Genomic DNA, 23546 nt, shown 5'->3' with positions numbered 1-23546 from the left:
TGCCTCTGTTTATAAGTCGATTGGTTTAGCGGTCGACGTGAAGAGTCGTAGCGCCAGAATACCGAGAATGACGGCATACATAAAGAAATAGACCTCTTTCGGTAAAGACAACCAGAAGGCACCGATCATAGGACCTGATATCGAACCGATGCTGAATGAAATACTGTAAAGCATGTTTCCCGTCGGCAGTAACGAACGGGGAAGCACCTCTGTCATATGTGCCAAACCGAGTGAATAAGTCGATCCTAACCCGGCGCCGGCAAGTGCGAATAGGAAGAGTAGACCGATATAGGAATCGACAACAAGATTCGCCAAAGTGAATACGAGTGTGCCAAACGTCAGCACGATTTGTAAGATCCGCTTCTTACCGTACAAGTCTGCGAGGCGACCAAGAGGAAGCTGAACGACAATCGACATGACGATGAACGTCGTGATGAGTGTGCTCGTTTCCGTCAAACTCATCCCATTCCGAGACGTAAAAATGGGAAAGTTGGCATTTAAGCTCGCTTCGAGAAACCCATATGTAAAGGCAGGGAGAAGCGTGTATCCCGCACCGACAAGAATCAGTCGAATTCGTCCTTTCGAGTCGGTCTTCACTTTTTCGACCTCCGGAAACTCGTTCTCGACTTTAAAGACGAGCATCAACGAAGCGAGACAGAAGAAGACGATAATGAGGAACGGTAACCAAAACCATAGGTCGACGAGTGGTGCGATCAATGGGCCGATGGCAAAACCGAGACTGAAAGACATTCCATAATACGCCATCGCTCGACCGAGACTGCGCTTTTCACTTGCTGAGGTCACCCATACTTGTGACCCGTAGTGTAGAGCCGAGTCGCCGAATCCGATGAAGAAGCGCATCATCGCCCAAACGAGTAAGGATGGCCAAATCGGTAAAGCGAAGGTCGCGACAGCCGTCAATACGATGCCGAGGACGATGGTCGGTCGGAATCCATATTTACGGACGAATCGCTCCAGGAGAGGCGCAGAGACGATCACACCGACGTAAAGCATCGTCGCGTTCAGTCCGTTCACCCAGGCCGGGGCCCCATCCCGTTCAATCAACGTGGATAAGAGTGGGATAAGCGCACCTTGAATCAAACCGGAAATAAAGACAATCAAAAGTAAAATCATAAAACGAAAACGGAGCATAGGTTCACCTCATGAAGTCAAAGTAAAAAGCCGAGAAGGGTCTCAGCTTTTCGTGTCGTCAATCGGTTGTGGAGAGTGATTCAAATGCAGCAATTCATCATCCCAACTGCCTTGACTAAACATTTCATCATGCTCTACTTTGTCTGAAACGAATGCGGCTGTCAATAAGATGCTCAGTACTCCGCCAAAAATAATGATGGCCATCACGGTAATCATGAGGATATAAATCGCAGTCATCTACACGCACCTCGATTCATTTAATATACAGAACATTTCCCGAATCGAAATATTTAAAACGATGTAGCTTTACGAGATTGGAAATCGACCGTCGGATAATAGGCTTGTTTAACGAGTGCGTTCGGGCCGAGACACTTCACGGCAGGGCAGTGACAAGAGAGTGTAGCGTTCAATTGGCTGTTCGTCCACGTATCATACGCCTCTTGGAATGATGTGTCATAGACGGTGCCGAGTGAACCGAGTTCATCACCGAAATCGGTCACGATGATCTGTCCGTCAAAGATATTCGTGTTAAGACGGGAACGGCCATCTGGGTCGTTGCGAACGGTCACGTTTTTTGTTTCATGAAGTCGTTTCAACAGGGCGCGGTCTTCAGGTAAGTCAGAACATGCATAGAATGGCAACGTCCCGAACAACATCCATACGTTCTCGTCACGGACGTCGAGTAAGTCATGGATGGCTTGTCGCGTATCAGCGAGCGATGCTGATTCGAGGGCGCTAGCGAAGTCTGCGGGATACATTGGGTGCACCTCATGCCTTTGGCAACCGAGCGATACGATTTCTTCATGGATCTCTTTCAAGTGCGGAATCGTTCGTTTGTTGATCATCGTCTCCGCGGACACAATGATTCCTTCAGATGTGAGAGCACGTGCGTTGTCTTTCATCGTCTGGAGCATTTTCAATCGTGCCTCTTCACTTGGTTTCCGGTCCATCATCGCGAATCCGCCTTCAAGGAAATCGGCATCGGTACCCCAGTTATGCGAAATGTGCAAAACGTCCAAGTAAGGGGTAATAAGATGATAGCGAGTTAACGGTAGCGTCAAGTTCGAGTTGATTTGCGTACGCGCACCACGTTCTTTCGCATAACGTAACAATGGAACGACATAGTTGCGGACCGATTTCATAGACAGCATCGGTTCACCGCCTGTGATGGAGAAGGCACGCAAATGCTCGATCTCATCCAGTCGTTGAATCAACAGGTCGAGCGGAACTTCTGGTTCTTCTGTTTGGTCTAGCATATAACCGACCGCACAATGTTCGCAGCGCATGTTACACAGCTTCGTTGTAGTGACTTCGACATTGGATAAGACGAGTCGACCGTGTTCGACTTGGTCGAGATAGGCTTCCCAAGGGTCGAAAGTTGGGGAGATGTTTTGCATGTGGATTCCACCTTTTCATCAAGTTACACGAAATAGTATGCTATAATAGCAACTCTTTGTCACGAACCAAAGGAGCGATTACAAGATGGGTAAATCACGAACAGATACTGCCGGAAAGATGAACGTCCTAAAATCGAGAACGGAATTACTCTGTCTATCGGTCAATACGCTAGACGAGCATACGACACCTGAAGATTTACATCGCCTGTTAGCCGACATTGATTCGTTGCGCGCTAAAGTAGTGCGTTACGCCAAAGACCTAGAACAATCGTCTCGAAAGGATGAATCAGATTGAAATTAATCACAGGAGATTTTAAAGATGTCACGGTCGAACGACTTGGCATTAATGGAGAAGGCATTGCGACACTTAATCGCATGGTCATCTTCATTCCGAACTTATTGCCGGGAGAACGAGCCAAAGTCGAAATCACGCGTGTGGAAAAAAACTATGCGGAAGCGCGTGTCGTCAAACGAGATAACGACTCGAAAGACCGCGTCAAAGCACCTTGTCCGATTTACGATGAGTGCGGGGGCTGCCAAATCCAACACATGAGTTCACGTCTGCAGATGGAGTATAAGGAAGAAATCGTTCGAAACGCCTTCCGTCAAAAGACGAAACTAAACGTGGACAAATCGGATATCCGTCCAACAATCGGAATGGAAGATCCATGGTATTACCGGAACAAGTCACAATTCCCACTCGGCACGCGTCGCGGTGAGATCGTATCGGGTCTCTACAAACCGAACTCGAACCATCTCGTGCCGATCGAGCACTGTATGGTCCAACAACGGGATACGACGAACATCAACAATGCGATTGTCCGTATTTTAAACGACCTTGATATTCCCGTCTACGATGCACGTCGCGACACGGGGTACGCGCGTACAATCGTCGTCCGTTCGGGTTATAACACGAACGATGTTCAAGTCGTTTTGGTCGTCGGACATGAAGATGTCCCTGATTTAGATGAATTGAGCGACCGCATCATGGAATTGCCGAATGTTGTGTCGTTCCATATCAATATCAATGCAAACCGTTCGGGTGTTATTTTCGGTTATCGGACAGTTCACATCGCCGGTCAGGAGAAAATGGATGAACAATTAGACGACGTTCATTATCACTTATCACCCCGCGCATTCTTCCAGTTGAATCCGGCACAGACAGAAAAAATGTACCGTGAAGTAGTCGAGGCCGCAGGATTGACAGGTGAAGAACGTGTGATCGATGCATATGCAGGAGTAGGGTCGATCGGACTTTGGTTAGCCCCATATGCGAAAGAAATCCGTGGAATGGAAGTCGTGCCGGAAGCGGTCGAAGATGCCAATGACCATATGCGTGAAAATGGCTATAACCATGTCACATACGTCGAAGGGCGTGCCGAGCATTGGATTCCGCGTTGGGTAAAAGATGGATGGATCCCAGACGTCATCGTAGTCGATCCGCCACGCACAGGGATGGACCATCAGTTGATCAATTCCATCATCTCTTCTAAAACGAAGCGAATCGTTTACGTGTCATGTAACCCGCAGACGCTCGCACGTGACGCCGACCAGTTGATGAAAGCGGGATACAAAGTGAATTACGTACAGCCGTATGATATGTTCCCACAGACATCTCATGTCGAATCGGTCGTCGTATTCGAGAAAAAGAAAAAGAAAAAATATTGACGAGTCCGTGAAAAGGCTTGTCACGTAAGCGTTTTCACGATATAGTTCAGATGTCAGACTTCTTTTCAAATATAGAAGTGGAGGAACATCCTATGATCTCACAAGAACGCGTACAAGAACTCGTCCATAAAGCCATCGAAGCGCGCAAACGCGCCTATACACCGTATTCAAAGTTTAAAGTAGGAGCTGTCGTCATCGATACATCAGGAAACGAAATTACAGGATGTAACGTGGAAAACGCCTCGTACGGATTATCAATGTGTGCCGAACGCACAGCCATTTTCAAAGCCGTGTCAGAAGGTAGTGACGCGATTGAAACGGTCGTCGTCGTCGGTGACACGGAAGGCCCGATTTCACCATGCGGTGCGTGCCGCCAAGTGATCGCTGAATTCGCTGGCGAAGATTTCACGTTGATTCTCGCAAACTTGAACGGTGATACGAAAGTGATGACGAAAGAAGAGATGTTGCCTTACGGATTTTCACCAAAAGATTTAACATAACAAGCTGCGGACAAACGTCCGCAACTTGTTTATTTGTCTTTATATTTCTTTTCACTCACTGATTCATCTTTGGAGTGACGTTTATTCTTTTCATCCTTCACTCGTTCGTTCAATTCCTCTACAGGAATCGGGTCGACGGTTTGCATGCCGTCCTCGTCAAAGATGCTTTCTTTGTCCGTGTCTACCGCGTCCGGATTATCAAACGGACGTTTCGAAGTGGGTCGTTTCTTTTCCATCCAATCGCCTCCTTCCATTAGCCATTCCACTCGTAGAAATGTTGTAAACGTTTTCGATAATGGTTTTGAGATCATAAAATGGTGGAATGAAGAGTGCATAGTGAAGGAGGGGTTAGGATGGATCGGAAAGTGTTGATGGGGATTGTCTTAGGTGTTGCCGGTGCGGCGCTCGTTGCACCAAAAGTGGCGGCACTGCTTTCGCAACGTGAGGAAGAAGATACGTGGCAGAAGATGGATGAACGGGAAAGCGTCGATGCGAATCAAGATGAAGCGGAGCAAGGGCTCACGCAACTTGATTCAAGTCACCGTGCCGAATGGCAGGCGAACGGTTTTCCACAGACGCATGCCGAACGCGAACGACTTGAACGAGAGTCGGTCGAACAATATAAAGGGAAAGACATATGAATAGGCAGCCATCGTGGCTGCCTATTTTACATATCAAATTCATCGTCAGGTAGAAGCGGCAGACCGACAGTGACAGTCGTTCCTTGTCCGACTTCAGAGCTGAAATGAAGGGACCCTTCATGTCGCTCGATAATGTGCTTCGCAATGGCCAAACCGAGACCGGTTCCGCCATCTTTTCGTGTCCGTGATTTATTGACACGATAGAAGCGTTCCGTCAATTTGTCTAAATCTTCTTTCGGGATGCCTCGACCTTCGTCACGTATTTCCGTGATTGCATATTCGGTTTCGGCGAACGTTTTCACATGAATCGTCTTGCCAGCATCCGTATATCGGAGCGCGTTGTCGAGAAGATTGCCGATAACTTGTTCGAGTCGGTCATGGTCACCGAGGATGATCAAGTCGAAGTCTAAATCCGATTCGATTGTCACGCCTTTCGCACGGGCAATCGGTTCAAGACGATAGAGGACGTCTTCAAGTACTTGCGAGTAAACGACCGGTTCTTTCGTCATCGGGTACGAATCGCGCTCTAGCTGGGCGAGATCGAGTAAGTCCGTGACAAGGCGCTGAAGCCGGTTCGTCTCGTTCTCGATGATGTCGTAATATTGCGCCCTCGTTTTTTCATCCAATGACTCATCTTGGAGCATCTCGGTATAGCCGCGGATGTAAGAAAGTGGCGTGCGAAGTTCGTGACTGACGTTAGCGAGAAACTCTTTGCGCTGTTCTTCAACGAGTCCGAGCGATTCCGCCATCGAGTTGAGCGTGTCTGCTAGTTCACCAATTTCGTCATCGTAGACAATCGGAATGCGGTGGGAGAAATCACCTTGCGCATAGACTTGAGAGGCACGCTTCATCTGAATGAGTGGTTGGATGATCGTGTCGATGATCTGTTTGCCAAAAATGAGCAAGTTCACAATCATGAGGACGAGTAAAAATGTGATCATGAGCCGAATCGGTTGGAACGGTTCACTGATTTTACTGAGCTCCATGTACAGAATGAGTGCATTGTCAAGTTCATCGTCGCGGATGAGAGGGAATGCGGTCATCAAAATGTCGACGTCCTCGGTCGGATGTTTCCGGGTCACCGAGATGGCATATCCGTCCTGCAACCGTTCGAGGTCCTGCTGCCTTAAAAAGGTTTTACCGGAGCCGAGTGTGTCCTCTCGAACGGAGGAGAGGAACACTTTCGTTTCGGTCAATTCGTTCGTGTACGTCATACTATCGGCGAACGCGTCCGAGAAACCGTCGGCCTTATAGATGGTGACAAGTTTCTCACCGCGATTGATGAGCAGTTCTTCTTGCGTTTGAATATAGAACTTGTCGTACAGATAAAACGTCATGATGAGAAACACGAACGCTGAGAAGAGGCTGGCTGTCCAGATGGTAATCCAAATCCGCTTCCTGATCGTGTATCGTTTCATCCGTTTGCCTCGAATTTATAGCCAATTCCCCAGACTGTCTGAATATAACCGCCCGCCTCGCCGAGCTTCAGGCGAAGCGTCTTAATGTGAGTATCCACCGTGCGAAGGTTCCCATGATACTCGGTCCCCCAAATTTGATCAAGTAATTGTTCACGAGAGAATACTTTTTCGTCGTTCGTGATGAATAGGTAGAGCAAATCAAACTCTTTTCGTGTCAAGTTGACGGTCTTCCCTTTCACACTGACGGCACGTCCTTCAATATCGATTGAGAGGACTCCGACATCAAACGTAGCTTCCTGTTCTTTTGAGAAACTGTGCGTGCGACGGAGCGTCGCTTCGATTCGTGCGAGTAACTCGCGTGGGCTAAACGGTTTCGTGATGTAATCGTCCGCCCCGATTTTCAGGCCGTGAATGCGGTCGAGCTCTTCTGAGCGTGCCGTCAACAGGATGATGGGGACGTTTGAGAACTCACGGATGCGCATGCAAGCCGTCAATCCATCGAGTTCCGGCATCATCACGTCAAGTAAGACGAGATGGAACGTCTCTTCTTTCAAGCGTTCGATTGCTTCTAGGCCGTTTGAGGCGGTGACCGTCTCATACCCTTCTTTTTCTAAATTCGATACAAGTAAATCACGCATTTGTTCTTCGTCATCGGTCACGAGGATACGAAACATTGATTCTGACATATGTCATTCTCCTTTGCAAAACGGTTAACGGGAGTTGTGATAAATCCCTCATACTTCTATCATACCTATCTCTTCGAATTAGAACAGATTTATTCGGCTCCGACAAGTTCCCTCCATCAAATCCACACAAAAACGCCACAAAAAAGCCAATTCTTTGACAGAATTGGCTCATGCTTCGAGTTGTGCCTCGTATGGCACTTCGTATTCCGGGACGTGTAGGGCATGCAAGTATAGTTGGAAGCTCGACTTGGATACTTCATATAAAACATACTCCACGTCACCTTGGTTGATCTCCGCAAGCAGTTCGGAACGAATCTCGTTCGCGCAAAACGCGTACGGAAGCTTCTCTGCTGCAGCAATCGATCGTTCATTCGATTTACGGATTTTTAAGAACACACTTTCAATATCAAGATCGAAGAACAGTTCTGAGAAGAACGCCTCTTTCGCCACTTGATTATAACCTTTGCCGTGATACGGCTTGCCAAGCCACGTGCCAAGGAATCCATATCCGGATTCGACATCGAACAAGCTAATCGTCCCAATCGGGGTGCCATACTCGTTCGTGATGGTACGTGAGATGATATTTCCTTGCTCTTCTAGCTCGATGACTTGCTTCGTGCTAAATAAAAACTCGTCAAAATGGACCGTCTTTTGACGGACATACGGAAAGACATCTGGGTGTTGCATCAGTTCGAACAACTCCGCGCAGTCGGTGAGCTCACGAAATTTGAGCACCTTTACATTCCTCCTCCTATTTCAGACCGCTGAAGAATAGTCGTAACGAAAGCATACTTCTGGCTTCGCTGTTCGAACCGCCTTGGCTGCTTTATGAAGTTACAAGATAATTTTATATAGTATTTTTAAAAAAGCAAGTAAATTATGCGTAAAAACCCTTATGAAAAATAATGAAAATTACTCGACCTCATGATGGGTTTCAGCACGGTCCGTTTTGTACACGACTTCACCGTTTACAATCGTCATAATCGGCTTCGATAAGTAGTCGAGCGGGAAGTGACTCCAAAGCACCAAATCGGCATCTTTTCCTACTTCAAGAGATCCGATTCGGTCAGCGACACCTAGTGATTCAGCTGGATTGATGGTGATCCCTCGCAACGCGATATCGACAGGAAGTCCTTCACGTGCCGCAAGTCCGGCGCACAAGTTCAAATATTGGACCGGCGTGTACGGATGGTCGGTCGTGATGGAGACGATCATGCCGTGCTCATGGAGAATGCGATACGTCTCCCATGTCTTGTTCTGGAGCTCAATTTTAGATTTTCGAGTAAACGTCGGTCCGACGGTGACATGTTTCACACCGAGTTCTTGTAGTTTTTCAACGACAAGATGACCTTCTGTACAATGTTCGATACGATAGTCGAGATCGAACTCTTGGGCAAAGCGAACGACAGATAAAATGTCATCGGCGCGGTGGGCATGCACACGAATCGGCATCTCTCGGTCGAGGGCAAGTTGAATCATCTGACTGCCGAACGTTCCGATCGTTTTGGTCGACCCGACGGTACGGAACGCTTCACGAAGCAACCCCATAATCCCCATCCGCGTCAAATCACCGGTTTTTCCCATACTATGAATCCGTTTCGGGTTTTCGCCGAGTGCCATCTTCAATCCGGCATAACGACGGACGATCATGTCGTCAATATAGCGACCGTGTGTTTTGATGACACTGGTCACACCACCGATGACGTTCATACTTCCTGGCATGACCTGAACGGCGGTTACGCCTGCCATCAGCGCTTCTTGAAATCCTTCGTCAAGCGGATATACCCCGTCAATCGCACGTGCATGAGGCGTCATCGCTTCGACCGTCTCATTGGCGTCGTTTCCGACAGAGCCGGTTCCTTCATCATATAATCCGAGGTGGGTGTGAGCATCGATGAAGCCGGGGAATAAAAAGTTTCCTTCGGCTTCAATGACATGCTCCCCGTCAGTCGGTTCAAGTAAATCGGACATTTCGACGATTTTCCCGTCCCGAACACGGAGGTCTCCGTAAAAATGGGGGGCAGTGATGGGATAAATATGGGCATTTCGGATTAGTAAGTGACTCACAATTCATTCTCCTTAAACATCTTGTAGTAGTTGTGTTAGAGCCGGTTCCAATGTTTCATAGCGGAAGTCGAAGCCATGTTGAAGTGCCTTCGTCGGAACGACTTTCGCACCTTCTAGGACGATGACGCTCTTTTCACCGAGGGCGAGTTGCATCATTGGGGCAGGTGCCGGAATCCAGTGAGGACGATGCATCACGTTCGCAATCGTCTTCCCGAACTCATTCATCGTCACCGGTGTAGGTGCAGTGCCGTTGACGGGTCCTTCAATGGAATCAGTCTCGATGATGTGCACGAACAAGCGGACGAGGTCGTCTAAATGAATCCAAGGAACCCATTGCTCTCCTGATCCAATTTTACCACCGACCCCGAACTGATAGGGGAGTTTCATTAATGGGAAGGCACCGCCATCATTCGATAAGACGACTCCGGTGCGCATCGTCACAAGGCGAACACCTAAATCACGAATGGGTTCTGCTTCTTGTTCCCAGAGGACGCAGACATTCCCGAGGAAATTAGTCCGTGTCGGCAATGGGGTTTCTTCGGAATACGTGATGGAACGATCTTCACCGTATATACCGATGGCCGAGCCGCTTATGACGACCTGTGGCTTTTGTTTCAACTGTTGAATAATTCGGACGACTTCCTTCGTCCCTTCGATTCGACTTTGAAGGATGGCTTGTTTCTGATTGTGTGTCCATCGCCCGTCGTTGATTGAGGCGCCGGCCAAATGAATGAACGCATCTGTTCCTTCGAGTTCCTCTTCTGGTTTACTATTCGGTGTCAACCATTCGATAAACGATACCCCGTGATGGCGGGGACGTGGATGACGCGTCAACACGACGACTTGATGTCCGGCGTCGGCGAGTGCACGAACGAGTGGTTGACCGATGAGCCCAGTTCCACCAGTGATTGCGATTTTCATGAAATTCCCTCCGATATCATGTGTTGTTTCTAAAATGGGTATAAGTCAGTATATCCAGATGAATACCCTTTCTTCTAACTTATCAAAAATCCTCTACGTTTCTTGAACGTGATATGTTAGAAACATGGAATGGAGGGGAGTCGTTGTGAAAATTGCAAAGTTCACGACCCAAAAGAAGAACCAAGATCGACTGAACGTCTTCATCGAACGGGAGGGGAAAGAGGAGTTTGCGTTCGCCATCGATGTTGACGTATTCATCAAGTACGGGCTCACAAAAGGGATGGAGCTCGAAGACGATTTTGTGCAAGACGTCCTTGAGGCGGAAGAAGCTCAGAAAGCCTATAAGTTGGCCATCAATTATTTATCGTATCGAATGCGCGCCATTTCAGAGGTAAGGGACTATCTCGTGAAGAAAGAGTTAAGTGAATCTGCTATCAAACATGCCATCACGCGACTAATCGAGCAGCGTTATTTGAATGATGAGGAGTTCGCAAAAGCGTATGTCCAAACGAAATTCAACACAAGTCCAAGTGGACCAATCAAAATCAAACGCGAGCTCGAACAGCTCCGAATCCCAACGGACGTTGTTGAATCCGTATTAGAATCAATCTCACACGAAGATCTCGTCGAGAAGGCTGGAAAGTTCGTGAAAAGGAAACAACTGGAAACAAATCGTCGTTCTGCCACAGAAGTGCAACAAAGAATTCAACAAACCCTGATGCAAAGGGGGTTTACCTTTGATATTATTTCAGAGGCGATTCAAACTTTTTGGGAAGAAGAGGACGAAGATGTCGAGGTTGCGGCATGTCTGAAACAGGCTGAGAAGTTGAGTCGGAAGTTCAGCGGATACGACGCGTTCGAACGCAAACAGCGCATGAAGATGCAGCTTCGGCGCAAAGGATTTCCGTATGATGTGATTGAACGTACGTTAGATCGAATCGCTGAAGAAGAATCGTGATGGGACATCTGTTTACGGTAGGGGAAAACACGAAAAGGTGGGTCTACATTGACGATTTTAGAATGGATTACAGCACTGACACCGATTGTGGCCGTGCTCATCTTATTGGTCATTATGCGTTTACCTGCATCGGTAGCCATGCCCTTGTCACTTGTGACGACGGCGATTTTAGCGTTCTTCGTCTGGCAATTGGATGCGACACGAATTATGGCGGCGACATTACAAGGACTCGTCATCGCCGTCACGACAGTATGGATTGTCTACGGGGCAATCGGAATGATGAATACGATGAAAGAAGGGGGCGGGATGAACGCAATTCGTTCCGGATTCGTCAACATCACACCCGACCCTCGTATTCAAGTTTTGATTGTCGGATGGTTATTCGTTTCATTTATTGAAGGCGCATCTGGATTCGGGACGCCTGCAACGGTCGCAGCACCGCTCTTGATTGCACTCGGGTTTCCACCGATTGCCGCCGTTGTCATCGCGCTATCTGCAGACGTGTCGGCTGTGACATTTGGTGCGGTCGGGACACCTGCACTCATCGGGATCGGGAACGGTCTGTCTTTAGATGTGAACCAACCTGAATCGATTGCCTTCTTGACAGAGGTCGTCTTGCAGACGGTGTTGATCGATATGGTGGTCGGCCTATTCATCCCGTTCATTTTGATTTTGATGTTGACGCGGTTCTTCAGTAAAGAGAAGTCGATAAAACCCGCACTTGAGGTATTTCCGATTGCGATTGTGGCGGCGTTGTTATACAGCGTACCTGCGTACATTTGGACACTCATCCTCGGATTTGAGTTCGGTGGCATGCTAGGTGGTTTAACCGGTCTGGTCATTCTCGTGGCCATGGCTCGTAAAGGCATTCTCATGCCGAAACGCGTCTGGACGTTTGATGGATATGTGGATGAACTAGAACCATCTGCTGAAAAAGTGACGCTCAAATCAACCACGCGAGAATTGCCTCAGTGGAAGGCGTGGGCACCTTATCTTATTTTGACGATTTTCTTAGTGCTCACCCGTACCGTACCATTTTTAAACGAACTCTCTCGCAGTGTCCGAATCAATCTCCCGGACATTCTCGGGGTAGAAGGAGTTTCGACGTCTTGGGAACCGTTCTATTCACCAGGTTTCATGTTTATTCTGACGATTATTGCGACATTCTTCTTACACAATATGAGTTGGTCACAAGTAACATCGGTGTTTAAGGCGACGACACTTGGAGTCGTCGGGACGGCCATCACGTTAGCGGCGTCGGTTCCGATGGTTCGTATATTCATCCACTCTGAAAATGGCGGTGCTGGACTCGCTTCGATGCCGGTCGAACTTGCGACGGCAGCTGCTGACACGTTCGGTGGGGTGTGGCCACTTGTCGCACCGTGGATTGGGGCCCTTGGTGCCTTCGTTTCAGGGTCGGCGACGTTTTCCAATATGATGTTCTCGAGTTTGACGACAAACGTTGCGGAGTCGGTTGGACTTGATAACACGCTCGCTTTATCGATGCAGATGGCGGGAGCGAACGCAGGAAACATGATCTGTGTGTTGAACGTCGTAGCGGTCGCATCGGTTGCTGGATTACTCGGCAAGGAAGGGACCATCATCCGTTACACGCTCATGCCGATGATTTATTACGTGACGGCGACGGGGGTCATTGGTCTCATTTTAGGCATGTTTTTCTTAAACTAAATCAAGTTACAATTTTTTTACAGAATAATGTTGACAATTTTCAGAACAGTCTGCTAAGGTTTTAGTAGATTTTAAAACTATGAAACGAGAGGAGCCAGAATGATGAACAACATTGCACTCACAAACACACTCAAAACATCATATGGCTACTCGTATTTAACTGCGTGACATTGGCAGCTGGATAGGGGTAGTGTCCTTTCCCTGACCATGCAAAAGACTGAAGACTACTTCAAGCGCGCTTCATTTGATTGGTTGCACAATCAGGTGGAGTGCGCTTTTTTGCGTGCTTGGATGGGTGAGGCGGAAGGGGGAAATCAGTCATGAAACTGATTAAGCAATTGGATTGGTTTATTAAAAGACAGAAACGAACGTATGTGATTGCGATCATTTTACTGATCATCACAGGGGTTGTAGATATGCTGCCGCCTTGGATTATTGGTCAGGCGATCGATGCGATTCGTGAAGGAAGTTTGACGACAGAGCGATTGATTCTGATTGTATCGTCGCTACTCGGCATTATGGTGTTATCGTACGTGATGTCGTACTTGTGGATTGCCCGACTCTTCGGGACAGCCTTTTTACTTGAAAAGAAATTGAGAGGTCGCTTCTTTGGTCACCTCCTCAAACAAACACCGCGCTTCTATCAACAACATCGCACAGGTGACTTGATGGCACTTGCGACGAATGACTTAAAAGCGGTGGAGCGGACAGCGGGATTTGGGGTCATGACATTAGTCGACTCGTTCAACATGACGCTCATCGCCTTGACGATTATGGGCGTGTTCATCGATTGGAAGTTGACGCTCGCAGCACTTTTGCCGATGCCGATTCTCGCCTGGTCGATGAATAAACTTGGGAGTCAGATTCATACACGTTTCACGGCAGCCCAAGATTCGTTCGGCGTGATGAACGACCAAGTCGTTGAATCCATCTCTGGTCTTCGGGTCGTCCGCTCCTTCGTCCAAGAAGAGGCGGATACGAAAAAATTTGATGACATCACGGATGACGTGATGGCGAAAAACATGCATGTCGCTAAAATTGACGTCTTGTTTGAGCCGGTTATCAAATTACTCGTTGGACTCAGCTATTTGATCGGACTCTCGTTCGGGACGTATCTCGTCTTTACGAACGACATCACGCTCGGTCAACTCGTTTCCTTCAACATTTATTTAGGGATGTTGATTTGGCCGATGTATGCCTTCGGGGAACTCATCAACGTCGTCCAACGAGGAACGGCGAGCTTGGAACGGATTGAGACAACGATGAATGAGGTACCGGACGTTTCGTCAACCGGAACGGTTCACATCGATGTACCGGAGAAGATCACCTTCAAATCGCTCTCATTCCGTTATCCAAACGCGAATCGGGAGTCGTTAGAAGACATCGTCCTGCACGTCTCGCGTGGTGAGACGATTGGGATTGTCGGACCGACTGGAGCTGGGAAGACGACGTTGTTACGTCAATTGCTCCGGGAGTATCCGATTGACGATTCCCTTCTCGTGAACGGGGTGCCGATTTCGGACATTAAACTTGAGACGGTCCGTGGCTGGAGTGGGTATGTGTCACAAGAGCACCTCCTATTCTCGAAAACGGTGCGTGATAACATTCGTTTCGGAGTGGATGATGTCTCGGATGAAGCACTCGACAGAGCAATTCACCTCGCGGCGTTCGATACAGACATCGAACACTTGGAGAACGGTCTCGATACCGTCGTTGGGGAGCAAGGGGTCATGCTGTCAGGTGGACAAAAACAACGATTATCGATTGCGCGTGCTTTACTGAAAAATCCTGAGATTCTGCTTCTAGACGATTCGCTCTCAGCGGTCGATGCGAAGACGGAATCGCGCATAATCGATTCGGTCCGCACGAGCCGTGAGGCGAAGACGACCTTTATCGTGGCGCACCGTCTTTCTGCGGTGGCACATGCCGACCAAATTCTCGTCCTTCAAGATGGACGAGTTACCGAGCGCGGCACCCACGACCAACTGATGGAACGACACGGTTGGTACTATGAACAATTTATTCGACAAGGAGAGACGGAGTAATCCGGGAAAGGGGGAATCTCTCATGATCGATCAATATGAATTAGATCCGGTCCGCCGGAAGAAAACGATCCGCTCACTCGTTGGTTATGCCAAGCAAGTGAAGCGCTCCATCTTCCTCGGACTGACATTACTCTTTTTAGCGGTCGGTGCAGAACTTGCCGGGCCGTATATCGCCAAAATCATTATCGATGAGCATATCGTCGCCATCGAACGTGACTGGGTTCAAGTCGAATCAGGCGGTAGTGTTTCCTTTAATGGAGATTCTTATGAGAAAGAAACGAGACTAGATGGCCAAGAGGTGATTCAGCCGGTCTCGATCGTACAAACGACCGATGGTTACTATCTCGTACCTGATGCGGTTATAAGCGGAGGCGTCCGTGAAGTCGAAGGCGACGTGCTGACGATTTCAAGAGGAGACGAAACAGCGACATATGACAATATTGTCTCGCTCTCGTCGACCGACGTATTCCAGTTCTATCAGACGGATTTACGAGCTGTCCTTCTCTTATCGGGATTGTACGTCGTCCTGTTACTATTTGCGGCCGGATTGAACTGGGGACAACAGATGCTCCTACAACGATCGGCGCATAAAATCGTAAAGACGATGCGTCTTGACGTGATGAAGCATCTTCAAACGATTCCGGTACGTTATTTTGATCAGACACCAATCGGGAAGATTGTCAGTCGTGTCACGAATGACACTGAGACGATACGCGACCTGTATTTAGGAGTGCTCGCTCGCGTCTTCCAAAGTGTCGTTATGATGATTGGGGTACTCATTGCGATGTTCTTCCTAGACGTGCGTCTAGGGCTCGTCTCGCTCATTATCATCCCGGTCGTCATCGTCTGGATTAAGTTGTTCCAACGTTTCTCGACAAAAAATAACTTCCGTGTCCGTGCACTCGTCGCGGATATGAACGCGCAGTTGAACGAGAGCATTCAAACGATGCCAATCATTCAATCATACGTCCGCGAAAATCTCGTTTATGACGAGTTCAATGAGAAGAACAGCGACAACTTCCAAACGAGACGGAAACTGTTGAAATTGGATGCGTTGATGAGCCACAACCTCGTCAACTTCTTCCGAAACATGGCGCTCGCCTTGCTCATCTGGTTTGTCGGGGCACAAACGCTTGGTACGGGAAGTGTCTTAACACTCGGGATTCTGTACGCGTATATCGACTATGTTTCGCGGATCTTTGAGCCGGTGACACAGATCATGAATCAATTGTCACCACTCCAACAAGCGCTTGTCTCGGCCGACCGGATGTTCCAACTGCTCGACGAGAAAGGGGAACCGGTCTCATCAGAACGTCTTCCACGCTTTAAAGGGGATGTCGTCTTTGATGACGTGACCTTCAGTTATGAAGCAGGGAAACCGGTGTTGCAACAGATTGAACTACACGCCGCTCCTGGTGAGACGGTCGCACTCGTTGGGCATACCGGAAGCGGGAAGAGTTCAATCATGAACTTGCTCATGCGTTTCTATGACCCCTCGGCCGGAGTCCTTCGAATCGATGGCATGGACGTGACTAAACTACCGACGCAGGCGGTACGAGACCATCTCGGGATCGTCTTACAAGACCCGTTCCTGTTCACGGGCACGATTCGCACGAATGTCACTCTTGGCGATGAGACGATTACGGACGAACAGGTATGGAAAGCACTCACAGCCGTCGGGGCAGACCGTTTCGTGAAGCAGCTACCGCAAGGCATCGATGAACCGGTGATTGAGCGTGGAGCTTCACTCTCGAGTGGAGAACGACAGTTGATCAGTTTCGCACGCGCCCTCGTCTTTGACCCGGCCATCCTTGTCCTCGACGAAGCGACGGCAAGCGTCGACTCGGAGACGGAGGCATTGATTCAGGACGCACTCAAGACACTCACGTACGGTCGAACGACATTTGTGATCGCGCACCGACTCTCGACGATTCGGGAAGCGGACCAGATTCTCGTTCTCGACCACGGGCGAATCATTGAGCGAGGCAATCATCAGTCACTGATCGAATATGGTGGTGTCTACGCCCGAATGCATGAATTACAGAGTAAACAACAAGCCATCAGTTAAGGAGGTCACATGGAAATCAAGGGGAGATATAACCGCGCCAAAGTGTTTAACGAACGAATCGATGATATGACGCGGAATCAAATTGAAACATTGCTCGACCAACCGTTCACACAAGGGGCATCGATTCGGATCATGCCGGACATGCATGCGGGGAAAGGATCGGTCGTTGGAACGACGATGACGATTCAAGACAAAGTCGTGCCAAACCTGGTCGGTGTCGATTTAGGGTGTGGGATGCTTTGTACGGAGATCAAAGCCAAGCGGATTGATTTTCAACGACTCGATGACCTCATTCGTGAACTCGTACCGAGCGGGATGAACATTCGGGAGAAGGTTCATCCATACGCATCTGAACTTCCATTAGAAGAGGTGCGAGCGCCGTATAAACTCGACCGAGCCTTGCGCTCGGTCGGGTCGCTCGGCTCGGGGAACCACTTTATTGAAGTGAACCGAGATGACTCGGGACGTACGTTTCTTGTCATTCATTCCGGTTCGCGCCATCTTGGGGTGCAGATTGCCGATCACTATCAGGAGCGAGCGATTCAACACATGATGGAAACATATGATGTAAAAGAAGAAATTGAGCGTTTGAAAGCCTTAGGTCGACAACAAGAAATCTCGGCTTATCTGGAAACAGAGCGGGCGTCACGGAAACCATTTCGAGACCTGGCTTATGTGGAGGGAGCGGATATGGACGATTACATGCATGACGTGCGCATCGCTCAACAATACGCGGCGGCGAACCGTCGTGCGATGACTGATGTAATCGTCGAAGCGATGAATTGGAACATCGTCGATCAATTCGACACCGTCCATAACTATATCGATCATGATGCGATGATCCTGCGAAAAGGGGCCATCTCCGCTCAAGAAGGCGAGCGAGTCATCATTCCGATGAACATGCGAGACGGTTCGCTCATCTGTACGGGGAAAGGGAATCCAGACTGGAACTTCTCAGGTCCACACGGCGCAGGTCGGATCATGTCTCGGTCGGCCGCGCGAAAACGCGTCGATTTCAAAGAATTCAAACGTTCGATGGAAGGTGTCTGGTCGACATCAGTTCGCCCATCGACAATCGATGAATCACCATTTGTGTATAAGTCGATGAAAGAAATTGTTCGTTATATCGAACCGGCCGTTCAAATCGATCAAATCATCAAGCCACTTTACAACTTCAAGGCGAACTGAGTCACGTGCTCAGTCTCGTCTTTTTCTTTTTTCGTAAAATCTGATACGCTTACATCGAGGTGAACGATATGGAAAAGCGGTTAAGTGACTTATCGAAATATGAGTTAGAGCAAGAGATTCAAGCATTACATGAACGGAAACGAAAGGCTGAACAGATGGGCATGGTCAGCGAAATTGAAGTCGTCCTTCGACGGATTGCGATTGCCGAAAGCTATTTGATTGACCCATCATCGTTTCGTCCAGGTGAAACATATGTCGTCAATTACAATGACCGTCCGTTTCGCTTGAAATTCGTCAACGGCGTCATGGGCTGGGGGACGTTTGAAGGCGAGATGACAGAACGGGCCATCCCGCTCTCAGAATTGTCGGAGGTGAAGCGATGAACCGGAACGAACAATATGAACGGCTTGCGGTCATTCTAAAAGAGAAAAATGACGTCTTGAACGATTCAGAAGCGGTGACGTGGGTCGAAGTGTTATGGGAAGATTTTGAGACAACACTTGCCAAGGCGGGCGAACCGTATCCGGGAGAGGCAAAGGTTTTCCAATACGTCATTCAACAGATCGATGCATATGGGGCACAGCTCCATTTGTTCCAAACGAAAAACGAAAAGTTCAAGCATTTGATGTCTAAACGGAACTTACACTGAGTCACGTCCTTGGGGCGTGACTTTTTTTATTGCAATTCTTCAACAATTCGTTATAATGAAGGTCGCTAATAGTTTGTTTTAAAGTATAGTATAGATAAACTTTCTTTAGTTGAACTCATGTTTAACTAAACAAGAAGGAGGCGTTCAGTCGTTGGAAGTAGGTCAAAACATTAAGCGGCTCCGGATCAAAAAAGGATTGACCCAAGAGGAGCTGGCGGAACGTACCGATTTGAGTAAAGGCTATATTTCTCAAATCGAGCGGGATTTAAGCTCTCCCTCACTAGAAACGTTATTCGATTTATTGAATGTCCTCGGGAGTTCCCCGAAAGAGTTTTTTGATGAAGAGTTGAATCAAAAAGTGGTGTACACCGTTGACGATCGCACCATCTATACGGATGAAGAACGCAAATATCGGACAGAATGGCTCATCCCGGAATCGAATGAAAAAGAGATGGAGCCAATCCTAGTCACATTTTTCAAACATGGAGAGTTCAAACAATATGAGCCTTCGCGTTCGGAGACGCTTGTATACGTCTTGTCCGGCAAAATCGCCTTGAAATTAGGGAACCACACATATTTTGCCAAGACAGGGGAAACCCTTTATTATGTCGCCTCGGATTCGCATCAACTCGTCAACGATAACGATGGAGAGAGTGAATGTCTCATCGTCGCGACCCATTCATATTTATAAGTCAACAGAGGAGGAAACAGCATGAATGCAGAGACAATTATTCGCTTTGACCACGTGTCAAAGCGTTACGACGACACAGTCGTCCTTGAAGATATTAGTTTTGAGATTGAGCGTGGGAAGTTTTATACGCTTCTCGGTCCATCGGGATGTGGGAAGACGACGATTTTGCGTCTCATCGCCGGATTTACCGATGCGACCGAAGGAGATATTCACTTCAGCGGGAAACGAATCAACGATGTGCCGGCCAATAAACGACAAGTGAATACCGTGTTCCAAGATTATGCGCTGTTTCCTCATTTAAACGTATTTGAGAATGTGGCATTCGGTCTCCGGATTAAAAAATTGAAAGAAGCAGATGTGAAAGCGAAAGTGGAGCAAGCTTTAAAGTTCGTTAACTTAGAGGGCTACGGGGCGCGTGAGATTGATGAAATGTCAGGTGGACAACGCCAACGTGTCGCCATCGCGCGTGCGATCGTGAACGAGCCGGAGGTCATTCTCCTCGATGAACCGCTCTCTGCCTTAGACTTGAAACTTCGCACGGAGATGCAATATGAACTTCGTGAGTTACAACAGCGTCTTGGCATTACCTTTATTTTCGTCACACACGACCAAGAAGAGGCGCTCGCCATGTCGGATGAGATTTTCGTCATGAACAAAGGGAAAATTGTTCAGAGTGGGACACCGACTGATATTTATGATGAACCGATCAACCGTTTCGTTGCAGACTTTATCGGTGAATCCAATATTGTGCCGGGTGTCATGCCGGAAGACAATGTCGTCACGTTTGCTGGTAAAACGTTTGACTGTGTCGACCAAGGATTTGACCGCAATGAAAAAGTTGAGGTCATCATTCGTCCGGAAGACTTAGAGATGACATCGGTCGATGCAGCGAAACTCGTTGTCGACGTCGATTCTCAATTGTTCCGAGGTGTCCACTACGAGATTTGCTGTTATGACCAAGAAGGAAACGAATGGCTCGTCCACTCGACGAAGAAATCAATCGTCGGATCAAAAATCGGATTGACGTTTGACGAAGAAGCGATTCACGTCATGCGACTAGGTGAAACAGAAGAAGAATTTGACCGTCGTCTCGAATCCTACGAGGAGGTCCCTCATGAATCAAACTAATCAGACCGCAAAGACGGTATATTTGACGACCTATTGGATTTGGATCGCCTTGTTCGTCATCGCACCACTCGTCCTCGTCGTCTATTATTCCTTTTTTGATATCGATGGGAATTTAAGTTTAGAAAACTATCAAACGTTCTTCACGTCGACGTATTTGTCGATGACGCTCTCGTCGTTCTGGTATGCGTTTCTCATTACGTTCTTCTCATTACTCGTCGGGTATCCGACGGCATACTTGTTGACGAAGACGAAGCATAAACAGCTTTGGCTCTTACTCATCTTGCTGCCGTCATGGATTAACTTGTTGTTAAAGGCGTATGCGTTCCTTGGAATTTTTGGGACGTACGGGATTACGAATCAATTTTTAGAAGCCATCGGTATTGGGACGAAACAGATTCTATTCACCGATTTCAGTTTTGTCTTTGTTTCGGTATACATCTTCATCCCGTTCATGATTTTGCCGATTTACAACGCCATTGAGAAGTTACCGCCATCACTCGTCTACGCATCCCGTGATTTAGGTGCATCGAACTGGACGACATTCCGACGTGTCATCTTCCCGTTGACGCTTGATGGCGTCAAGTCAGGGATTCAAATCGTCTTTATTCCGGCATTATCGCTCTTCATGATCACCCGACTCATCGCCGGGAACCGGGTCATCACACTCGGTACAGCGATTGAACAACAATTCCTTGTCACACAAAACTGGGGGATGGGCTCGACGATTGCCGTTTTCCTCATCTTGGCGATGGTTCTTGTCATGGTCGTCACACGTGACTGGGGTGCGAAAGGAGCGGTTCGTCGATGAAACGTAAACGATTCAAATTATCAAATCTATACTTGGCGGCCGTGTTCTTCATCTTGTATGCGCCAATTCTATATTTGGTCTTCTACTCGTTCAACAGTGGCGGAACGATGAGTAACTTCGAAGGGTTCACCCTCGAATGGTACAAGTCGCTCTTCACGGACACGAGACTTCTCGTCATCGTCTTGAATACAATCGTCATCGCGCTGCTCTCGGCGACGATTTCGACCGTGCTCGGTGTCATGGGGGCACTCGCCATCTATACGGCGAAACAAAAGTATACGAAGACATCCCTCTTATCATTGAACAACGTCTTGATCGTGAGCCCGGACGTCATCATTGGGGCGTCCTTCTTGATTCTCTTCACGATGCTTGGGATTCAGTTAGGCTTTTATTCGGTCCTTTTGTCGCACATCGCCTTCTCGGTTCCGATTGTCGTCATCTTGGTGTTGCCAAAACTCCAAGAGATGAGTCCGACGTTGATTGATGCGTCACGTGACCTAGGTGCCAGTACGTGGGACGTATTGACGAAAGTCATTCTGCCATATATCACGCCAGGGGTGTTTGCCGGTTTCTTCACGGCACTCACCTATTCGTTAGATGATTTTGCTGTTACATTCTTCGTGACAGGGAACGGCTTCACGACGCTCGCCGTAGAAGTTTATTCGCGGGCACGTCAAGGCATCTCGCTTGAAATCAATGCGTTGTCTGCGATTCTATTCGTCTTCACGCTCATCCTTGTCATCGGATATTATGTGTTGGCGCAACGAGGATCAAAGGAGGTTAGACGATGAAAAAACTAGTCATCATGTTGGCGATCCCATTAATCGTCAGTTTCGGTCTCCTTCTTTGGATTCAGCAACTGAATGCTGCGCAAGGATTCGGCGGCGACAACACACTGGTCGTCTACAACTGGGGAGACTATATCGATGAAGAATTGATTGGTGAGTTCGAAGAGCAGAGCGGGTTGAAGGTCGTTTATCAAACGTTCGACTCGAACGAAGCGATGCTCACGAAAATTGAGCAAGGCGGGACGGCTTTTGATGTCGCCGTTCCATCCGATTATGCGATCAGTAAGATGAGAGAGGAGAATCTCCTTCTCCCAATCGATTACGATAAACTCGAAAACTTTGATAATATCGATCCGCGCTTCCTCGATAAATCGTTCGACCCGGGTAACAAGTACTCGGTTCCTTATTTCTGGGGTACGGTCGGGATCGTCTACAATCCTGAACTAGTCGATGGTGAGATCACTTCATGGAACGACCTGTGGGAAATGCCACTCGAGAACGACATTCTCCTTGCGGATGGGACACGTGAAGTGATGGGCTTCGGCCTGAACTCGCTTGGGTACTCCCTCAACACGACGAATAAAGGTGAGTTGATTGAGGCGGAAGAAAAGTTAACGACGCTTTGGCCGAACATCAAAGCCATCGTCGGAGACGAAATCAAAATGCTGATGGCGAACCGTGAAGCAGCGGCAGCCGTCGTCTGGTCCGGCGATGCGTCAGAAATCATGTATGAGAACGAAGAACTGACGTATGTCATTCCGGAAGAAGGCACGAATCTCTGGTTTGATAACCTCGTCATCCCAAGTACGGCACAAAACGTGGATGGGGCACATCAGTTCATCGACTTTATGTTAGATGCTGAGATTGCGGCACGTAACACGGATTATGTCGGATACTCGACACCGAACGAAGCGGCTCTCGAATTCTTGGATGAAGAAGTCACATCGGATGAACGGTTCTACCCGTCTCGTGAAGTGACACAAGACCTTGAAGTATATGAAAACCTAGGGAAGCGCATGAACGCTTACTATAACGAGTTGTATTTACGCTTTAAAATGCAGAGTAAATGACGAAACATCCCCGC

The 23546-nt window shown here is 48.2% G+C and carries 25 protein-coding genes; 16 read left to right on the top strand and 9 right to left on the bottom strand.

Annotation, left to right across the window (positions count from 1 at the left end; translation table 11 throughout):
* Positions 1-9: 9 nt before the first annotated feature.
* From F3H97_RS12475 to yfkAB, 3 genes are read right to left on the bottom strand one after another with little or no spacing between them, the layout of a single operon-like run.
* On the bottom strand, positions 10-1152 hold the full coding sequence (locus F3H97_RS12475) for an MFS transporter (RefSeq protein ID WP_196431544.1): 1143 nt from the start codon (positions 1150-1152) through the stop codon (positions 10-12).
* A gap of 42 nt (positions 1153-1194) precedes the next feature.
* Positions 1195-1389, bottom strand: a complete 195-nt coding sequence (locus F3H97_RS12470; RefSeq protein ID WP_015880865.1) for a hypothetical protein — start codon at positions 1387-1389, stop codon at positions 1195-1197.
* Between the two features lie 53 nt (positions 1390-1442).
* Positions 1443-2549 (bottom strand): radical SAM/CxCxxxxC motif protein YfkAB, encoded by a 1107-nt coding sequence (gene yfkAB / locus F3H97_RS12465; RefSeq protein WP_196431543.1) that lies wholly within the window; start codon positions 2547-2549, stop codon positions 1443-1445.
* A gap of 85 nt (positions 2550-2634) precedes the next feature.
* Between yfkAB and F3H97_RS12460 the strand changes: the two genes are divergently transcribed.
* The 3 genes from F3H97_RS12460 to F3H97_RS12450 all read left to right on the top strand — a co-directional run bounded on the left by F3H97_RS12460 (position 2635) and on the right by F3H97_RS12450 (position 4717).
* The gene (locus tag F3H97_RS12460) at positions 2635-2844 is read left to right on the top strand and encodes a hypothetical protein (protein ID WP_015880867.1); all 210 of its coding nucleotides are present in this window, start codon (positions 2635-2637) and stop codon (positions 2842-2844) included.
* Positions 2841-4217, top strand: coding sequence for a 23S rRNA (uracil(1939)-C(5))-methyltransferase RlmD (gene rlmD, locus F3H97_RS12455; protein WP_196431542.1), 1377 nt, complete (start codon positions 2841-2843; stop codon positions 4215-4217). Before F3H97_RS12460 ends, rlmD begins: the two co-directional genes overlap by 4 nt.
* Positions 4218-4309: 92 nt before the next feature.
* Entirely contained in the window at positions 4310-4717 is a 408-nt protein-coding gene (locus F3H97_RS12450) for a cytidine deaminase (RefSeq protein ID WP_078146373.1), read from the top strand.
* A gap of 29 nt (positions 4718-4746) precedes the next feature.
* On the opposite strand, the gene F3H97_RS12445 is transcribed toward F3H97_RS12450, so the two are convergent.
* Positions 4747-4953: a hypothetical protein gene (locus tag F3H97_RS12445; protein WP_078146374.1), complete on the bottom strand. Its 207-nt coding sequence runs from the start codon at positions 4951-4953 to the stop codon at positions 4747-4749.
* A 117-nt stretch (positions 4954-5070) separates the two neighbouring features.
* Between F3H97_RS12445 and F3H97_RS12440 the strand changes: the two genes are divergently transcribed.
* Complete coding sequence (locus tag F3H97_RS12440; RefSeq protein WP_074037713.1) at positions 5071-5358, top strand: hypothetical protein; 288 nt, start codon at positions 5071-5073, stop codon at positions 5356-5358.
* 26 nt (positions 5359-5384) lie between these two features.
* On the opposite strand, the gene F3H97_RS12435 is transcribed toward F3H97_RS12440, so the two are convergent.
* The 5 genes from F3H97_RS12435 to F3H97_RS12415 form a co-directional block, all read right to left on the bottom strand.
* The gene (locus F3H97_RS12435; RefSeq protein ID WP_031421106.1) at positions 5385-6776 is read right to left on the bottom strand and encodes a sensor histidine kinase; all 1392 of its coding nucleotides are present in this window, start codon (positions 6774-6776) and stop codon (positions 5385-5387) included.
* Positions 6773-7462 carry a response regulator transcription factor gene (locus tag F3H97_RS12430; RefSeq protein WP_196431541.1) on the bottom strand — a complete coding sequence of 230 codons (690 nt, stop codon included), beginning with the start codon at positions 7460-7462 and terminating at the stop codon, positions 6773-6775. The genes F3H97_RS12435 and F3H97_RS12430 overlap by 4 nt, the downstream gene beginning before the upstream one ends.
* A gap of 168 nt (positions 7463-7630) precedes the next feature.
* A complete protein-coding gene (locus F3H97_RS12425; RefSeq protein WP_159563577.1) occupies positions 7631-8197 on the bottom strand; it encodes a GNAT family N-acetyltransferase in 567 nt (188 codons plus the stop codon).
* Positions 8198-8374: 177 nt separating this feature from the next.
* Positions 8375-9529 carry an amidohydrolase gene (locus tag F3H97_RS12420; protein WP_015880875.1) on the bottom strand — a complete coding sequence of 385 codons (1155 nt, stop codon included), beginning with the start codon at positions 9527-9529 and terminating at the stop codon, positions 8375-8377.
* Between the two features lie 12 nt (positions 9530-9541).
* Positions 9542-10450, bottom strand: coding sequence for a TIGR01777 family oxidoreductase (locus F3H97_RS12415; RefSeq protein WP_196431540.1), 909 nt, complete (start codon positions 10448-10450; stop codon positions 9542-9544).
* A gap of 145 nt (positions 10451-10595) precedes the next feature.
* Here F3H97_RS12415 and recX point away from each other — a divergent pair, with 145 nt between their 5' ends.
* The 12 genes from recX to F3H97_RS12355 all read left to right on the top strand — a co-directional run bounded on the left by recX (position 10596) and on the right by F3H97_RS12355 (position 23532).
* Positions 10596-11408, top strand: a complete 813-nt coding sequence (gene recX / locus F3H97_RS12410; RefSeq protein WP_159563580.1) for a recombination regulator RecX — start codon at positions 10596-10598, stop codon at positions 11406-11408.
* Between the two features lie 48 nt (positions 11409-11456).
* Complete coding sequence (locus tag F3H97_RS12405; protein ID WP_074037708.1) at positions 11457-13097, top strand: L-lactate permease; 1641 nt, start codon at positions 11457-11459, stop codon at positions 13095-13097.
* A 320-nt stretch (positions 13098-13417) separates the two neighbouring features.
* On the top strand, positions 13418-15142 hold the full coding sequence (locus F3H97_RS12400) for an ABC transporter ATP-binding protein (protein WP_078146382.1): 1725 nt from the start codon (positions 13418-13420) through the stop codon (positions 15140-15142).
* 22 nt (positions 15143-15164) lie between these two features.
* Entirely contained in the window at positions 15165-17210 is a 2046-nt protein-coding gene (locus F3H97_RS12395) for an ABC transporter ATP-binding protein (RefSeq protein WP_196431539.1), read from the top strand.
* Positions 17211-17219: 9 nt separating this feature from the next.
* Positions 17220-18398, top strand: a complete 1179-nt coding sequence (locus F3H97_RS12390) for an RtcB family protein (protein WP_196431538.1) — start codon at positions 17220-17222, stop codon at positions 18396-18398.
* 68 nt (positions 18399-18466) lie between these two features.
* Entirely contained in the window at positions 18467-18781 is a 315-nt protein-coding gene (locus F3H97_RS12385) for a YfhH family protein (RefSeq protein ID WP_015880882.1), read from the top strand.
* Complete coding sequence (locus F3H97_RS12380) at positions 18778-19047, top strand: YfhJ family protein (protein WP_196431537.1); 270 nt, start codon at positions 18778-18780, stop codon at positions 19045-19047. The genes F3H97_RS12385 and F3H97_RS12380 overlap by 4 nt, the downstream gene beginning before the upstream one ends.
* Positions 19048-19198: 151 nt before the next feature.
* Entirely contained in the window at positions 19199-19738 is a 540-nt protein-coding gene (locus F3H97_RS12375; RefSeq protein ID WP_015880884.1) for a helix-turn-helix domain-containing protein, read from the top strand.
* A 21-nt stretch (positions 19739-19759) separates the two neighbouring features.
* Positions 19760-20866 (top strand): ABC transporter ATP-binding protein, encoded by a 1107-nt coding sequence (locus F3H97_RS12370; protein ID WP_196431536.1) that lies wholly within the window; start codon positions 19760-19762, stop codon positions 20864-20866.
* Entirely contained in the window at positions 20853-21674 is an 822-nt protein-coding gene (locus tag F3H97_RS12365; RefSeq protein WP_015880886.1) for an ABC transporter permease, read from the top strand. Before F3H97_RS12370 ends, F3H97_RS12365 begins: the two co-directional genes overlap by 14 nt.
* The gene (locus tag F3H97_RS12360) at positions 21671-22465 is read left to right on the top strand and encodes an ABC transporter permease (protein WP_196431535.1); all 795 of its coding nucleotides are present in this window, start codon (positions 21671-21673) and stop codon (positions 22463-22465) included. Before F3H97_RS12365 ends, F3H97_RS12360 begins: the two co-directional genes overlap by 4 nt.
* Positions 22462-23532: an ABC transporter substrate-binding protein gene (locus F3H97_RS12355; protein ID WP_196431534.1), complete on the top strand. Its 1071-nt coding sequence runs from the start codon at positions 22462-22464 to the stop codon at positions 23530-23532. Before F3H97_RS12360 ends, F3H97_RS12355 begins: the two co-directional genes overlap by 4 nt.
* Positions 23533-23546: the final 14 nt, after the last annotated feature.

This window comes from Exiguobacterium sp. SRB7LM (assembly GCF_015712685.1).
Lineage (GTDB): Bacteria > Bacillota > Bacilli > Exiguobacteriales > Exiguobacteriaceae > Exiguobacterium > Exiguobacterium profundum.
The sequence above is the reverse complement of the archived record's forward strand: the minus strand, read 5'-3'. Positions and strand labels throughout refer to the sequence as shown.

Excerpts from the sequence above, each read along its gene's own strand:
- F3H97_RS12460 (WP_015880867.1), top strand. The coding sequence starts at position 2,635 with ATGGGTAAATCACGAACAGATACTGCCGGAAAGATGAACGTCCTAAAA.
- F3H97_RS12385 (WP_015880882.1), top strand. The coding sequence starts at position 18,467 with ATGGAAAAGCGGTTAAGTGACTTATCGAAATATGAGTTAGAGCAAGAG.
- F3H97_RS12445 (WP_078146374.1), bottom strand. The coding sequence starts at position 4,953 with ATGGAAAAGAAACGACCCACTTCGAAACGTCCGTTTGATAATCCGGAC.
- F3H97_RS12415 (WP_196431540.1), bottom strand. The coding sequence starts at position 10,450 with ATGAAAATCGCAATCACTGGTGGAACTGGGCTCATCGGTCAACCACTC.
- F3H97_RS12380 (WP_196431537.1), top strand. The coding sequence starts at position 18,778 with ATGAACCGGAACGAACAATATGAACGGCTTGCGGTCATTCTAAAAGAG.
- yfkAB (WP_196431543.1), bottom strand. The coding sequence starts at position 2,549 with ATGCAAAACATCTCCCCAACTTTCGACCCTTGGGAAGCCTATCTCGAC.
- F3H97_RS12435 (WP_031421106.1), bottom strand. The coding sequence starts at position 6,776 with ATGAAACGATACACGATCAGGAAGCGGATTTGGATTACCATCTGGACA.
- F3H97_RS12395 (WP_196431539.1), top strand. The coding sequence starts at position 15,165 with ATGATCGATCAATATGAATTAGATCCGGTCCGCCGGAAGAAAACGATC.
- F3H97_RS12355 (WP_196431534.1), top strand. The coding sequence starts at position 22,462 with ATGAAAAAACTAGTCATCATGTTGGCGATCCCATTAATCGTCAGTTTC.
- F3H97_RS12470 (WP_015880865.1), bottom strand. The coding sequence starts at position 1,389 with ATGACTGCGATTTATATCCTCATGATTACCGTGATGGCCATCATTATT.
- F3H97_RS12430 (WP_196431541.1), bottom strand. The coding sequence starts at position 7,462 with ATGTCAGAATCAATGTTTCGTATCCTCGTGACCGATGACGAAGAACAA.
- F3H97_RS12450 (WP_078146373.1), top strand. The coding sequence starts at position 4,310 with ATGATCTCACAAGAACGCGTACAAGAACTCGTCCATAAAGCCATCGAA.
- F3H97_RS12475 (WP_196431544.1), bottom strand. The coding sequence starts at position 1,152 with ATGCTCCGTTTTCGTTTTATGATTTTACTTTTGATTGTCTTTATTTCC.
- F3H97_RS12440 (WP_074037713.1), top strand. The coding sequence starts at position 5,071 with ATGGATCGGAAAGTGTTGATGGGGATTGTCTTAGGTGTTGCCGGTGCG.
- F3H97_RS12360 (WP_196431535.1), top strand. The coding sequence starts at position 21,671 with ATGAAACGTAAACGATTCAAATTATCAAATCTATACTTGGCGGCCGTG.
- F3H97_RS12390 (WP_196431538.1), top strand. The coding sequence starts at position 17,220 with ATGGAAATCAAGGGGAGATATAACCGCGCCAAAGTGTTTAACGAACGA.
- F3H97_RS12365 (WP_015880886.1), top strand. The coding sequence starts at position 20,853 with ATGAATCAAACTAATCAGACCGCAAAGACGGTATATTTGACGACCTAT.
- F3H97_RS12370 (WP_196431536.1), top strand. The coding sequence starts at position 19,760 with ATGAATGCAGAGACAATTATTCGCTTTGACCACGTGTCAAAGCGTTAC.
- F3H97_RS12400 (WP_078146382.1), top strand. The coding sequence starts at position 13,418 with ATGAAACTGATTAAGCAATTGGATTGGTTTATTAAAAGACAGAAACGA.